This is a genomic window from Pseudonocardia hydrocarbonoxydans (genome assembly GCF_006539565.1).
Lineage (GTDB): Bacteria > Actinomycetota > Actinomycetes > Mycobacteriales > Pseudonocardiaceae > Pseudonocardia > Pseudonocardia hydrocarbonoxydans.
In genome coordinates, this window is sequence record NZ_BJNG01000012.1 from 13776 (window position 1) to 27236 (window position 13461).

Annotated in this window: 14 protein-coding genes and 1 tRNA gene; 11 read left to right on the plus strand and 4 right to left on the minus strand. The window is 72.8% G+C overall.

The features are described from left to right. The first annotated feature begins 215 nt into the window (after positions 1–215). From PHY01_RS06100 to PHY01_RS27430, 4 genes are all read left to right on the plus strand, one after another. Positions 216–2588 (plus strand): DEAD/DEAH box helicase, encoded by a 2373-nt coding sequence (locus tag PHY01_RS06100; RefSeq protein WP_218030029.1) that lies wholly within the window; start codon positions 216–218, stop codon positions 2586–2588. Between the two features lie 29 nt (positions 2589–2617). Next, the gene (locus PHY01_RS26235; RefSeq protein WP_170183661.1) at positions 2618–2785 is read left to right on the plus strand and encodes a hypothetical protein; all 168 of its coding nucleotides are present in this window, start codon (positions 2618–2620) and stop codon (positions 2783–2785) included. Positions 2786–2918: 133 nt separating this feature from the next. Then, a complete protein-coding gene (locus PHY01_RS28350; protein ID WP_141277551.1) occupies positions 2919–4091 on the plus strand; it encodes an IS1634 family transposase in 1173 nt (390 codons plus the stop codon). Positions 4092–4783: 692 nt separating this feature from the next. Next, positions 4784–5392: a recombinase family protein gene (locus PHY01_RS27430; RefSeq protein ID WP_246085731.1), complete on the plus strand. Its 609-nt coding sequence runs from the start codon at positions 4784–4786 to the stop codon at positions 5390–5392. A gap of 28 nt (positions 5393–5420) precedes the next feature. Here the strand turns inward: PHY01_RS27430 and PHY01_RS06115 are convergent. Further along, positions 5421–5505: transfer RNA gene (locus PHY01_RS06115), tRNA-Leu, on the minus strand. A 112-nt stretch (positions 5506–5617) separates the two neighbouring features. Between PHY01_RS06115 and PHY01_RS06120 the strand changes: the two genes are divergently transcribed. Genes PHY01_RS06120 through PHY01_RS06130 form a run of 3 tightly spaced genes read left to right on the plus strand, consistent with a single transcriptional unit; the run spans position 5618 to position 8705 of the window. Then, positions 5618–6955: a M20/M25/M40 family metallo-hydrolase gene (locus tag PHY01_RS06120; protein WP_141277552.1), complete on the plus strand. Its 1338-nt coding sequence runs from the start codon at positions 5618–5620 to the stop codon at positions 6953–6955. Next, a complete protein-coding gene (locus PHY01_RS06125; RefSeq protein WP_141277553.1) occupies positions 6955–7728 on the plus strand; it encodes an SDR family oxidoreductase in 774 nt (257 codons plus the stop codon). Before PHY01_RS06120 ends, PHY01_RS06125 begins: the two co-directional genes overlap by 1 nt. After that, positions 7725–8705 carry an NADPH:quinone oxidoreductase family protein gene (locus PHY01_RS06130; RefSeq protein WP_141277554.1) on the plus strand — a complete coding sequence of 327 codons (981 nt, stop codon included), beginning with the start codon at positions 7725–7727 and terminating at the stop codon, positions 8703–8705. Before PHY01_RS06125 ends, PHY01_RS06130 begins: the two co-directional genes overlap by 4 nt. 12 nt (positions 8706–8717) lie before the next feature. Here the strand turns inward: PHY01_RS06130 and PHY01_RS06135 are convergent, their stop codons facing one another. After that, positions 8718–8957 carry a DUF5703 family protein gene (locus PHY01_RS06135; protein WP_141277555.1) on the minus strand — a complete coding sequence of 80 codons (240 nt, stop codon included), beginning with the start codon at positions 8955–8957 and terminating at the stop codon, positions 8718–8720. 103 nt (positions 8958–9060) lie between these two features. Next, a complete protein-coding gene (locus tag PHY01_RS06140) occupies positions 9061–9999 on the minus strand; it encodes an aldo/keto reductase (RefSeq protein ID WP_141277556.1) in 939 nt (312 codons plus the stop codon). Between the two features lie 52 nt (positions 10000–10051). On the opposite strand from PHY01_RS06140, the gene PHY01_RS06145 reads away from it, so the two are divergent. From PHY01_RS06145 to PHY01_RS06160, 4 genes are read left to right on the plus strand one after another with little or no spacing between them, the layout of a single operon-like run. Continuing rightward, a complete protein-coding gene (locus PHY01_RS06145) occupies positions 10052–10873 on the plus strand; it encodes an undecaprenyl-diphosphate phosphatase (protein WP_141277557.1) in 822 nt (273 codons plus the stop codon). Between the two features lie 9 nt (positions 10874–10882). Further along, complete coding sequence (locus tag PHY01_RS06150; RefSeq protein WP_141277558.1) at positions 10883–11584, plus strand: histidine phosphatase family protein; 702 nt, start codon at positions 10883–10885, stop codon at positions 11582–11584. A 46-nt stretch (positions 11585–11630) separates the two neighbouring features. Next, complete coding sequence (locus PHY01_RS06155; protein ID WP_141277559.1) at positions 11631–12200, plus strand: DUF3090 domain-containing protein; 570 nt, start codon at positions 11631–11633, stop codon at positions 12198–12200. A 12-nt stretch (positions 12201–12212) separates the two neighbouring features. Next, positions 12213–13016, plus strand: a complete 804-nt coding sequence (locus PHY01_RS06160) for an SCO1664 family protein (protein WP_246085732.1) — start codon at positions 12213–12215, stop codon at positions 13014–13016. Here PHY01_RS06160 and PHY01_RS06165 read toward each other — a convergent pair. Further along, the gene (locus tag PHY01_RS06165) at positions 13013–13432 is read right to left on the minus strand and encodes a VOC family protein (protein WP_141277560.1); all 420 of its coding nucleotides are present in this window, start codon (positions 13430–13432) and stop codon (positions 13013–13015) included. The two genes, PHY01_RS06160 and PHY01_RS06165, sit on opposite strands and share 4 nt — an antisense overlap. Positions 13433–13461: the final 29 nt, after the last annotated feature.

Genomic DNA, 13461 nt, shown 5'->3' on the forward strand with positions numbered 1-13461 from the left:
TCCGGTCGTCGGCCTTCGTCGATGGCGGACGGTGTGCAGCCACGCGAGGACGAATCCTTCGATCCCGCGTCGCGCGAAGCTGGAGAGGTGCCTCTCGCAGTGACGTCCGCGGGTTCACCGGTGCGCGGGCCGAGGGTCGACGGCACGGTGTGGAGCGCGATGGCCCGCGACGACTCTCGTGTCCGTCGCAGTCGGCGGCCCGGATGAGCCGAGCTGTGACGGGCCCGCCGTCCTCCCCGTCCGAGGCCGAGGTGGCTGCGCTGCGCGCGGAGAACGCACGGCTGCGGCGGCTACTGGACCTGACGGCCGAGCAGGCCCGCCCGCCTGCCGCCGCGCAGACGGGACTGTTCCTCGATCGGCCCGGTCCGGTGGCCGCGTCGTCGTCCGCGCCGGACAAGGTTCGGTTCTTCCGCACGCTGTTCGCCGCCCGCACCGACGTGTACGCGATCCGGTGGGACAGCGCGCGGACGGGTCGTTCGGGCTGGTCACCTGCCGTCGAGGGCGGGTGGCGCAAGGGCACGAACCGGCCCTACCTGCGCCTGACGGACCGGGTCGTCGAAGCGCACCTGAAGGGCGAGATTCATCTCGGCCTCTATCCGCTGCTGTCCGGCGACAGCTGCCACTGGCTCGCGGCGGACTTCGACGGCCCGTCCGCGATGCTCGATGCGCTCGCCTACGTGAAGGCGGCACGGGCGGTCGGGGTTCCGGCGGCTTTGGAGGTGTCGCGGTCGGGGATCGGCGCGCATGTCTGGATCTTCTTCACCGGCCCGGTGCCCGCTGCGACTGCGCGGAGGCTCGGGTCCGGCTTGCTGCGGGAGGCGATCGCGTTGCGGGGGCGGATGAACCTGACGGCCTACGACCGGCTGTTCCCCTCCCAGGACGTGCTCCCGGCAACGGGCGGGATCGGCAACCTGATCGCCGCGCCGCTGCAGGGCCGTTCCCGCCGGCACGGGGCGACGGTGTTCCTCGAGCTGGCCACGCTGGAACCGCACACCGACCAGTGGTCCTACTTGGCCTCGGTGCATCGCCTGTCCCCGGGGGACGTGGAGCGGCTTGTCAAGCAGGTGGCCCCGCCGGCCGTGGGTGTCGGCGTCACAGGGCTCGTGCCGGCCACGGCATCAGGTATCCAACCGCGTCCGGCGCCGGTGGTGAACCTGCGGCTCGCCGCGGGGGCGTCGGTCGACATGGCCGAGTTGACCCCGGCGTTGCTCGCGACGCTCAAGCACGCGGCGTCGATGCCGAACCCCGCCTTCTACGACCGGCAGCGGCGTCGCTTCTCGACCTGGGGCGTCCCGCGGTTCCTGTACTCGTTCGACGAGACGCGCGACGGCCGCCTGGTACTCCCGCGCGGACTGGCCGACCTGCTGGCCAGCACCGTGACCGAGGCCGGTAGCACACTGGAGATCGAGGACCAGCGCGCGGACGGGACCCCGCAACGGTTCGTGCTCGGCGCGACGTTGCGCGACGACCAGGCCGCCGCCGTCGCCGACCTCGCCGATCACGACCACGGCGTGCTCGTCGCCCCGCCCGGCGCGGGCAAGACCGTGATCGCGTGTGCGTTGATCGCCCGACACGCCACCTCGACGCTGGTCCTGGTCGACCGCAAGACCCTCGCCGACCAGTGGCGGGCCCGGCTGGCCGAGCACCTCGGCGTCACCGCGGGCCAGCTCGGCGGTGGCCGGACGAAGCTGCGCGGCACGGTCGACGTGGTCACCCTGCAGACGTTGTCCCGGCGTGACGACGTGGGGGAGCTGACCGCGGGCTACGGCTTCGTCGTGGTCGACGAGTGCCATCACATCCCGGCCGCGGCGTTCGAGAACGCCGTACGGCAGATCCCGGCCCGGCGTTGGCTCGGCCTGACCGCGACCCCGTACCGGCGCGACGAGCTCGACGACCTGATCGCCCTGCAGCTCGGCCCGGTCCGGCACACGATGAGCCCTCCGGAGCCGGGCACCCTCGAAGCTGCGGCCGCCGGCGGCGTGCCGGATCGCGTCCTAACCGTCCACCCGACGGGGTTCGTCTACCGCGGCGAAGCTGATCCTTCGGCTCCGGGCGGGATCGCCGCGGTCTACCGCGATCTCGTCGCGGACGAGGCGCGCAACCAGCAGGTGCTCACCGACGTTCTGAACGCTTCGGCCCGCGGGCGGAACTGTCTGGTCCTGACGCAGTGGACCGCGCACGTCACGCTGCTCGTGGACCTCCTGCGGGCCGCCGGGCACGACCCGGTGGGGCTGCGCGGCGGGATGGGGGCCAGGCAGCGTCGCGAGGCCCTGGATCGGCTCCAGCCGGGTGACGGGCCGCTGCTCGTCGTCGCGACCGGCCCGTATGTCGGCGAGGGCTTCGACTGTCCCGCCCTGGACACGCTGTTCCTGGCTGCGCCGATCGCGTTCAAGGGCCGGCTGGTCCAGTACGTCGGCCGAGTACTGCGCTCCGCGCCCGGCAAGCACACCGTCGAGGTACACGACTACCACGACGTCGAGACCGCGGTCCTCGCGTCCTCGCTGCGCAAACGCGCTCCCGGGTACCGCAGCCTGGGCTTCACGGACCCGAGCACGACGAGGCAGCGTCCACCGCCCTCCCCAAGTTGAGCACCGTACCGGCCGGTTCTGCTGAGCGGATGGACATCACGCAGCAGCCGGCCGGAGTGGACCTGCTCGAGGAGTGGGTAGCGCGGAAGCGGCGCAAGCCGGAACCGGCCGAACCCGAGCACCACCGCCCGCCGGGGATCAGGTTCGCCTTCTACGGGCGCACCTCGACCCGCGTTCCGCAGTTGATGGGCACATGAGCGGGGTCTGGTCGGTGTCGTGCCTGGTCAGCGGGTCGCGGCTCCGCTGAAGTGCCCGAAAGCGTGGGCACACGTTTCGGCGGATCGATGCTTGCGTGACCTGGCCGGAGTGTGGTCGGGTGCGGTCATGTAGTTGCGGACGACCGAGCGGAAGAACCTGAACGGCTCGGTCGTGCGCTACCTCGCTCTGGCCCACAACCAGCGGGTGGACGGCACGACGAAGACGAACGTGCTGCTCAACCTGGGCCGGGAGGACCGGCTTGACCGCGACGGGCTGCGCCGGCTGGTGCGCTCGATCAACCGCTACCTCGGCGAACCCGACACCGATGCCGGCACCGACGCCGCGGCGGTGACCGGCACCGACGCGGCCACCGACGGGCTGCGGCTGATCTCCTCGCGACCGGCCGGGGCGGCGTGGCTGCTGCACGGGCTGTGGACGACCCTGGAGGTCGACACCGCGCTGCGGAAGGTCCTGGGCGGGCGCCGGTTCAGCACCGATGTGGAGCGGGTGCTGTTCGCGCTGGTGGCCAACCGGGCGATCGACCCGTCCTCGACGCTGGCCGCCGCCGAATGGGCCAGCCACGACGTGGCCATCCCCGGCCTCGATGGCATGGATGAAGACCACGCCTACCGGGCGATGGACCTGCTCGTGGAGGCCGACACCGACGCGAGCGTGCAGGAGGCGGTGTTCTTCGCCGTCGCGGACCTGCTCAACCTCGAGGTCGACCTGCTGTTCTTCGACACCACCAGCACCTACTTCGAACGCGACACCGAAGACCCCGACGGCGAGAACGCGACGCCGGGGTTCCGCCGCTACGGGCACTCCAAGGACCACCGCCGCGACCTGCCCCAGATCATCATCGGGCTCGCGGTCACCCGCGAGGGCATCCCGGTCCGGTGCTGGTGCTGGCCGGGCAACACAAGCGACCAGGCCATCCTCCCCGAGGTCCGCGACGGGCTGCGCGGCTGGCGGCTGGGCCGAGTGGTGACCGTGGTCGAGCGCGGGTTCCGCGACCTCAAGTCGACCATCGAGCTGCGCCCGGTGTTCCACCGGCTCGAGCCCCGCATCCGCGCCCACGTCCTGCTCTGCTGGCTCGCCCTGCTGCTGATCCGGGTCGCCGAGCGCCGCACCGGCCAGACCTGGCGCCAGATCAACCGCGAACTCGGCCGACTGCACGCGATCACGCTGACCGGACCGGCCGGCACAGTCGTCCAGACCACCGAGCCCACCACCGCCCAGTCGAGCATTCTTCGGGCCTGCGGACTCACCCCGCCACCCCGGATCACCACCCTGCACCCCGCCTGAGCAGCACAAACGCTCCCACCCGGCCTCCGAGCGGGCGTGGACACACGCCACCCTCGTCGCCACACGCCCGTTCCCGCAGGTCAACCCACGAACTCAGCCCCCACGTCTGCCCACGAACTGCGGAACCCGGGGACCGCCGACTCAAGTAATCCTGGTCTACATCCACGCGTTTCGCCATCGGTTCGGGGTCGAGCCGATCTGTGCGGTGCTGTCCGAGCACGGCATGACGCCCCCTGCTGAGCGAGCTGTCGTCGGCGGGCCGGCGCTTCGACGCGGTCATCGTCGGCGAGTACGAGCGGGCGTTCTGCGGCGACCAGTTCGCCCGAGTGTCGGTGTTGCTGGGCCGCCTGGGGGTTCAGGTGTGGTTGCCCGAGGCGGGCGGCCCGGTCGACCTCGACGATCCGATGCACCAAGCCCTTGTCACGGTGCTGGGCGCGCAGTCGCAGCGGGAGGTTCTCCGGTCACGTCACCGAGTGCTGGCCGCCATGCGGACGCAGGCCCGCGAGCAGGGCCGATATCTGGGCGGTCGGCCGCCCTACGGGGTACGGGTACCAGCTCGTGGACGCCGGGCCACACCCGAACCGAACACACGCCGGGTGGGGACGGCGGCTGCAGCGCCTGGACCCGGATCCGGAGACGGCGCCGCACGTCCGCTGGATGTTCGCGCAGCGATTGGCGGGCTGTCTCGCAGCGTGGCCAGCATCGCCCGGGAACTCACCAAGCAAGGCGTGCCGAGTCCGTCGGACGCGGATCCGGAGCGGAATCGGCACCGCACGGGCGGGGCGTGGCGGCTCCGCACGGTCGCGGTGATCCTGGCGAACCCGCGGTACACCGGTCGCCAGGTATGGGATCGGCAGCACGAAGTGCACGGGGAAACGATCGGATCGGCTCCGGCGAGAGGGTCGGTGGTGTCGGCGGCGACGGCCCACCCGGCCCTGGTCAGCGAAGCGGACTTCCTGGCTGCGCAGCAGGTCCGCGCCGCCCGACCCACCCTCGACGGCGAGACGCGTCGGTACCTGCTGTCGGGTTTGGTGCAATGCGCGGTGTGTGGCCGGCGTCTGGACTCCCATTGGGTCCATGATCGAGCCGGGTATCGCTGTCGCCACGGCCACAGCAGCGCCTGCCCGCCGGCTCCGGGCCAGCCGAAGACCGTCTACGTGCGCGAGGGCCGCCTCATCCACGAGCTTGCTGACCGGCTTGCATCCGATCCGGGGGACGCTGCAGGTACCGTGGCCACACTACGAAGGTTGCGATCGCTGATCACGCACGACGGGACGAAATGGATCTTCACGCCTGCCTGAGCTGCCAACCCGCCGTGGGGTAATCCAGTGTCCGAGGGGGGACTTGAACCCCCACGCCCGTTGAAGGGCACTAGCACCTCAAGCTAGCGCGTCTGCCATTCCGCCACTCGGACCGTTCGCGACCGTGGCCGCGCACTGGGAAGACAATAACCGACGGCCCCACGGCGGTGTGTACGGGGCGGCGCACGGGACGCCCCGGTCGGGCAGCGATGGTAGGAAGGCCGCGTGACCCGCCCCCAGGACCGTCCGGCCGACGACACCAGCGCCGTCGACGAGGTCGTCGACCTGTGCTCCGAGCTCATCCGGATCGACACGACCAACACCGGCGACCCCGACACGGTCACCGGCGAGCGGGAGGCCGCCGAGTACGTCGCGGCGAAGCTGACGGAGGTCGGCTACGAGATCGAGATGGTCGAGTCCGGCGCCCCCCGTCGCGACAACGTGTTCGCCCGGCTGCCGGGGTCCGACCCCTCGCGCGGGGCGCTGCTGGTGCACGGCCATCTCGACGTGGTGCCGGCCGATGCGTCCGAGTGGTCGGTGCACCCGTTCTCCGGGGCGGTGCAGGACGGCTACGTGTGGGGCCGCGGGGCCGTCGACATGAAGGACATGGTGGCGATGACGATCGCCGTCGCCCGCCGCTTCAAGCGCGCGGGGGTGGTGCCGCCGCGCGACATCGTGTTCGCGTTCCTCGCCGACGAGGAGGCGGGCGGGGCGTACGGCGCGCACTGGCTGACGAAGAACCGGCCGGACCTGTTCGAGGGCTGCACCGAGGCGGTCGGAGAGGTCGGCGGGTTCTCGCTCACCCTGGCCGAGGACCGCCGCGTCTACCTGATCGAGGCCGCCGAGAAGGGCATCGCCTGGATGCGGCTGCACGCCCGCGGCAAGCCGGGGCACGGGTCGTTCCTGCACGACGACAACGCCGTCACCCACGTCGCCGAGGCCGTCGCGCGGCTGGGCAACCACACCTTCCCGCTCACCCTCACCGACACGGTCCGGGCGTTCCTGGAGCGGATGAGCGAGCTCACCGGCCTGGAGTTCCCCGAGGACGACCTGGAGGGCTCGCTGGCCAAGCTCGGGCCGCTGTCGCGGATCGTCGGGGCCACCATCCGCGACACCGCCAACCCCACGATGCTCAACGCCGGCTACAAGGCCAACGTCATCCCGTCCACGGCGGAGGCGGTCGTCGACTGCCGGGTGCTGCCCGGGCGCCAGGAGGCGTTCCTGCGCGAGGTCGACGAGCTGCTCGGGCCCCACGTCACGCGCAGCTGGGTCACCGACCTGCCGCCGGTGGAGACGGAGTTCGCCGGCCCGCTCACCGACGCGATGGCCGCCGCGCTGCGCACCGAGGACCCCACGGCAGAGACCGTGCCCTACATGCTCTCCGGCGGTACCGACGCCAAGGCGTTCGCCGAGCTGGGGATGGCCTGCTTCGGCTTCGCGCCGCTGCGGCTGCCGCCCGACCTCGACTTCGCCTCCCTGTTCCACGGCATCGACGAGCGCGTGCCCGTCGACGCCCTGCAGTTCGGCACCCGGGTGCTCGATACCTTCCTGAGGAGCTCGTGATGGATCTGGACGGGAAGAGCGCGCTGGTCACCGGCGGCGCGTCGGGCATCGGTGCGGCGGCCGCGCGGCGGCTCACCGCGTCGGGGGTCGGGGTGGCGGTCGTCGACCGCGACGCGGCCCGGGCCCGCGAGCTGGTGGACGAGATCGGCGGGCTCGCCGTGCCCGCCGACGTCACCGACGCGGCCACGATGACCCGCGTCGTCGAGGAGGTCGAGGACCACTTCGGCGGGCTGGACATCGTGTTCCTCAACGCCGGCACCACGGCGGGGCAGTCGGGCATCGAGCACCTCGACGTCGAGGCCTACCGCGCGATCATGGGCGTCAACGTCGACCACGTCGTGTTCGGGCTGGCCGCCGCCGTGCCCGCGCTGCGCCGCGCGGGCGGCGGCACGATCGTCGCGACGTCGTCGCTGGCCGGGCTGGTGCCGATGCCGGGCGACCCGATCTACACGCTCACCAAGCACGCCGTCGTCGGGTACGTCCGCTCCGTCGCGCCCACGCTCGCGGCCGACGGCATCCGCGTCGCCGCGCTGTGTCCCGGCTTCGCCGACACCCCGCTGATCGCGCACGCCAAGGAGCAGTTCGGCGACTTCCCGCTGCTCACGGCCGACGACGTCGCGGACGCGCTGGAGGAGGTCCTCGACCGCGCCGAGGCCGGCGAGTGCTGGTTCGTGCAGCCGGGCCGCGAGGCCGCGCCGTACGGGTTCCGGGGCGTGCCCGGGCCGAAGGGGGCGGGCGCGCCGCCCGCCGTGTCGTGGGAGGACCACCGATGAAGGGCTGGAGCGTCGCCCGGCTGGGCGAGCCGTCCGACGTGCTGGAGTTCGGCGAGCTGCCCGACCCCGAGCCCGGGCCCGGCCAGGTGCTGGTCCGGGTGCACGCCGTGGCCTGCAACTTCCCCGACATCCTGGTCTGCCAGGGCCGTTACCAGGAGAAGCCCGAGCTGCCGTTCACCCCCGGGCTGGAGATCGCCGGCGAGGTCGTCGCGGCGGGGGAGGGGGCCCGCGCCGCCGTCGGCGATCGTGTGCTCGGCACCCCGCCGATGGGGCGCGGCGGCTACGCGGAGCTGGCCGTCCTCGACGCCGCGTCCACCTTCCCCTGGCCCGACGGCATGACGGCCGGGCAGGCCGCGGGCCTGTTCGTCACCTACCAGACGGGCGTGTGCGCGCTGGTGCGGCGCGGGCGGCTGCAGGCGGGGGAGACGCTGCTGGTGCACGCCGCCGCGGGTGGTGTGGGCAGCGCCGCGGTGCAGATCGGGAAGGCGCTGGGCGCCCGGGTGATCGGCACCGCGGGCGGTGCGGCCAAGTGCGACGTGGTGCGCGGGCTCGGCGCCGACGAGGTGGTCGACTACGCGGCCGAGGACGTCGTGGCGCGGGTCAAGGAGCTCACCGGAGGGCGCGGCGCCGACGTCGTCTTCGACCCGGTCGGCGGCGACATCTTCGACCTCTCGCGCCGCATCGTCGCCTTCGAGGGCCGGATCCTGGTGATCGGGTTCGCGGGCGGGCGCATCGCCGAGGCCCCCACCAACCACGTGCTCGTCAAGAACTACGAGGTCGTGGGCGTGCACTGGGGCTTCTACCGCACCATGGACCCGCCGCGGATCGACGAGTGGCAGGCCGTCGTCGAGGACCTGTGGGCGCGGCGCGCCATCGACCCGCTGGTGAGCGCCGAGCTGCCGCTCGACCAGGCACCCGAGGCCCTGCGGCTTCTGGGGTCCCGCGGCACCACCGGGAAGGTGGTGCTGGTCCCTTAGAGGCGGGGTGCCCTAGAAGGAGATCTCGGGCAGCATCCGGTTGCTGCGGCGGCGGCGCAGCGTGACCTTGCGGACGCCGCCGGGGTAGAGCCGGACCCGGGACAGCTCCCAGCCGCCGAACTCGGCCTGGATCGCGAGCCGTACCGCCGCGGTCACCCGGGACACGTCACCCGGGATGTCGATCGGGCGGTACTCCCACTCCCCGTCGACCGCGTCCCCCTCGACGTCGGCGGTGGTTGTGCTGCGGGCCACCGGCACCTCCGAAACTCGTCCGTGTGTCGCCGCGGTGAACGGCGGGTGGCCACACACGATAGGCGCGGGCGCCACCCGGTGCCAGGGTTGTCCGCTTCGGGTCTCAGCCGCTCACGTCGTCGAGCGCCGCGCGGATCTCCGCGGGCAGCGTCACCGCGTCGGTCGCCATCGACGCGGCGAGCTGCGCGGCGTCGCGGGCCCCCACCACGGCCGAGGCGACGCCGGGCAGGTCGCGCACCCACGCCAGCGCGACGGCCAGCGGCGAGGTGCCGAGGCCGTCGGCGGCGGTGAGGACGGCCTGGACGATGCGGGCCGAGCGCTCGGTGCGCCGCTCCTCGACGTAGGGGGCGAGGGTGGCCGAGGCGCCGCGGGAGTCGGCCGGGGTGCCGTCGGCGTACTTTCCGGTGAGCACCCCGCGGCCGAGCGGGGCCCAGGCCAGCAGCCCGACGCCGTGGTGCAGCGCGGCCGGGACCAGCTCCGCCTCGACATCGCGGGCCAGCAGCGAGTACTCGACCTGCGCCGACACCGGCACCGTGAGCGCGCCCAGCGCCCGGCCCCGCTCGGCGACCGTGGCCAGCTGCCAGCCCCGCGGCGCGACCAGCCCGGCGTAGCGCACCTTGCCGGCGAGCACCGCGACCTGCACGGCCGAGAGCGTCTCGTCCAGCGGCACGTCCGGATCCCAGGCGGGGAACTGCCACAGGTCGAGGTGGTCGACGCCCAGGCGGGTCAGGGTGGCGTCGAGGCCGGCCAGCAGCGCACCGCGGGCGGAGCCGTCGCCGAGCGGGCCACCGGGCTGCGACGCGCGGCCCGCGATCACCAGGTACTCGCGCGGCACGGACGCGGCCAGCACCGCGCCGAGCGTCTCCTGGGCGAGGCCGTCGCCGTAGCCGTCGGCGGTCTCCACCAGCGAGCCGCCGGCGTCGACGAACGCCGTGAGCTGCGCGGTCGCCGCGTCGACGTCGGTGTCGGCACCCCACGTCAGCGTGCCCAGGCCGATGCGGGAGACCTCCAGACCGCTGCTCCCGACCCGTCGCTTCTGCACGCCGGGGAGCCTACGGCGGGCGCGATCATCACCCCCAGTACGGTCGCTCCACGTGACGTGGCTCGAAGTTCTCGTACTCGGTCTGGTGCAGGGCCTGACGGAGTTCCTCCCGATCTCCTCCTCGGCCCACCTGCGGATCACCAGTGAGGTCTTCTTCGGTCGCGACGCGGGCGCGGCGTTCACCGCGGTGACGCAGCTGGGCACCGAGGCCGCCGTGGTCGTCTACTTCGCCAAGGACATCGGCCACCTGATCGCGGTGTGGTGGCGCGGCTTCTCCACGCCGATGGTGCGCATCACCGACGACTACAAGATCGCCTGGTTGGTGATCATCGGCACCATCCCGATCGCCGTGCTCGGCCTGCTGTTCGAGGACCAGATCCAGACCGTCGGGCGCAACCTGTGGCTGGTGGCCACCACGCTGATCGTGTTCGGGCTGCTGCTCGGGCTCGCCGAGCGGATCGGGCGCCAGCAGATCGAGCTGCGCAAGATCACCCCGCGCGACGGGATCCTGCTCGGGTTCGCCCAGGCCATGGCGCTGGTCCCGGGCGTCTCCCGCTCCGGCGGCACGATCACCGCGGGCCTGTTCCTGGGCATGACGCGCCCCGCGATCGTGCGCTACTCGTTCCTGCTGGCCATCCCGTCGGTGTTCGCGGCGGGCCTGTTCCAGCTCCCCGACGTCTTCGCGAACGACGGGCCCAGCGTGCTGCAGATGATCGTGGCGACGGTGATCGCGTTCGTCGTCGGGTACGCCACGATCGCCTGGCTGCTGCGCTACGTCGAGGGCCACAGCGTGTACGTGTTCGTCTGGTACCGGGTCGGGCTGGGCCTGCTGCTGCTCGCCGGGCTCGCCACCGGCCGGCTCGCCGCGACGTAGGGTCGGGCGGTGACCACCCTGATCCTGCTTCGGCACGGGCGTTCCTCGGCGAACGTCGCCGGTGTGCTGGCCGGCCGCACCCCCGGCGTGGAGCTCGACGAGACCGGCCGGGGCCAGGCCGAGAAGGTCGTCGGGCGGCTCAACGGCGTGCCGATCGCCGAGATCGTCTGCTCGCCGATGCTGCGCTGCGAGCAGACCGTCGCCCCGCTGGCCGCCGACCGGGAGCTGACGCCGGTCACCGAGCCCGATCTCGCCGAGGTCGACTACGGCACCTGGACGGGCTCGGAGCTCAAGAAGCTGGGCAAGGAGCCCCTGTGGAAGGTGGTGCAGAGCCACCCGTCCGCGGCGGTGTTCCCCGAGGGCGAGGGGCTCGCGGCGATGCAGGCCAGGGCGGTGGCGGCGGTGCGCCGCCACGGCGCCCGGATCGCCGCCGCGCACGGCCCGCAGGCGGTGTGGGTGGCGTGCAGCCACGGTGACGTCATCAAGGCGGTGCTGGCCGACGCGCTGGCCACCCATCTCGACAACTTCCAGCGGATCATGGTCGACACCTGCTCGATCAGCGTCGTGCACTACACCGAGACGCGCCCGTTCGTCGCGCGCGTCAACGACCTGGGCGGCGACGTCGCCGGGCTGGTGCCGCCCGCGCCGAAACGGCGCCGCCGGGCCGCGTCCGCGCGCAGCTCCGACGCGGTGGTGGGCGGTACCACCTGACGTGCGGCGTGCCGTGCGCGACGCGCCGGGCTACTCTGGACGAGCCATGTCACGCGTCATCCACGTCTTCCGCCAGCCCGAGCGCTTCGTCGCCGGGACCGTCGGCGAGCCCGGCGACCGCTCCTTCTACCTGCAGGCCATCGAGGACTCACGCACCGTCAGCGTGCTCCTGGAGAAGCAGCAGGTGTCGGTGCTCGCCGAACGCATCGCCGCCCTCCTCGAGGAGGTGGCGCGTCGGTTCGGCGACGACCGGCCGGGTGCCGCGGGCGACGGCACCGACCTCGACCCGCTGGCCGTGCCGCTGGAGGAGGAGTTCCGGGTCGGCACGATGGGCCTGGGCTGGGACGCCGACTCCCAGTCCGTCGTCGTGGAGCTGCTCGCGGTGAGCGAGGAGGAGATCGACGAGTCGGTCGTCCTCGACGACACCGAGGAGGGCCCCGACGCCCTGCGCGTGTTCCTGTCCCCGACGCAGGCGCAGGCCTTCGCCGACCGCGCGGAGAAGGTCGTCTCCGCGGGCCGCCCGCCGTGCCCGCTGTGCGCCGAGGCGCTCGACCCGCAGGGCCACGTCTGCGTGCGACTCAACGGCTACCGCCGGCGCACCCCCGTCGAGGACTGAGGCCACCCGCCGGTGACGATCGCATCGGTCCGCGACCCGGTGGTGCCCGACCTGCTCCGCCACGGTCGCATCGAGATCACCGGCCGTCTCGTCGACGCCTCGAACGCCACGCTGTTCGGCACGGTCGGCGCCGACGGCGTCGAGATCAGGTGCGTGTACAAGCCCGTCCGCGGGGAGCGCCCGCTGTGGGACTTCCCGGACGGCACGCTGGCCGGGCGCGAGTACGGCGCGTTCCTGGTCTCCGAGGCGGCGGGGCTGCACGTCGTACCGCCCACGCTGCTGCGCGAGGGCCCCTTCGGCCCGGGGATGGTGCAGGCCTGGGTCGACACCGACGACGAGCGCGAGCTGGTCGACGTCTGCTCCCCGAAGAAGGTGCCCGCGGGCTGGATCGGCGTGCTGCGCGCCCGCGGCGACCGGGGTGAGCCCGCCGTCCTCGCCCACGCCGACACCCCGGCGCTGAAGCGGATGGCCGCGTTCGACGTCGTCGTCAACAACGCCGACCGCAAGGGCGGGCACGTCCTCGCGGGCACCGACGGGCACCTCTACGGCGTCGACCACGGCCTGACGCTGCACGTGGAGGACAAGCTGCGCACGGTGCTGTGGGGCTGGGTCGGCGAGCCGCTGCCGGGCGAGGTCGTCGAGGCGCTGGAGAAGCTGCGCACCGAGCTCGACGGCACGTTCGCCGACGTGCTGGGCGAGCACGTCACGCGGCGCGAGGTGCGCACGCTGTCCTCGCGCGTCGACGCCCTGATCGCCGAGCCGCGTTTCCCCGAACCCTCGGGGTACGGCCCGGCGATCCCGTGGCCGGCGTTCTAGCCCTCCGCGGGCGCCATCAGCTCCAGCGCGATCCCGTCGGGGTCGCGGAACTCCAGCAGGAACCCCATCCCGATGTCCTTGACGGGCTCGTGCGCCACGCCGAGCGCGTCCAGCTTCGCGACGACGGCGTCGAGGTCGGCGCGGGAGTCGACGCCGAGGCTCAGGTGGTCGAGCCCGACGCGGTTCTCGTCGAACCGGTCGCCCGCGGGCGCCGTGGGGCGCAGGCCGAGCAGACCGCCGGGGACCTGGTAGATCACGCCGTCGAAGACGAACCACAGCTTCTCGCGGGTGGCGGCGTCGGCGTCGGCGGGCACCTCGAAGGCGACGTCGAAGCCGAAGACCTCGTCGTAGAAGGCGCGGGACCGGGCGATGTCGGTGACGGTCAGGCGGACATGGGAGTAACCGGTGATCGGCATGTGCGCATGGTTGCACGCGACATGATCGC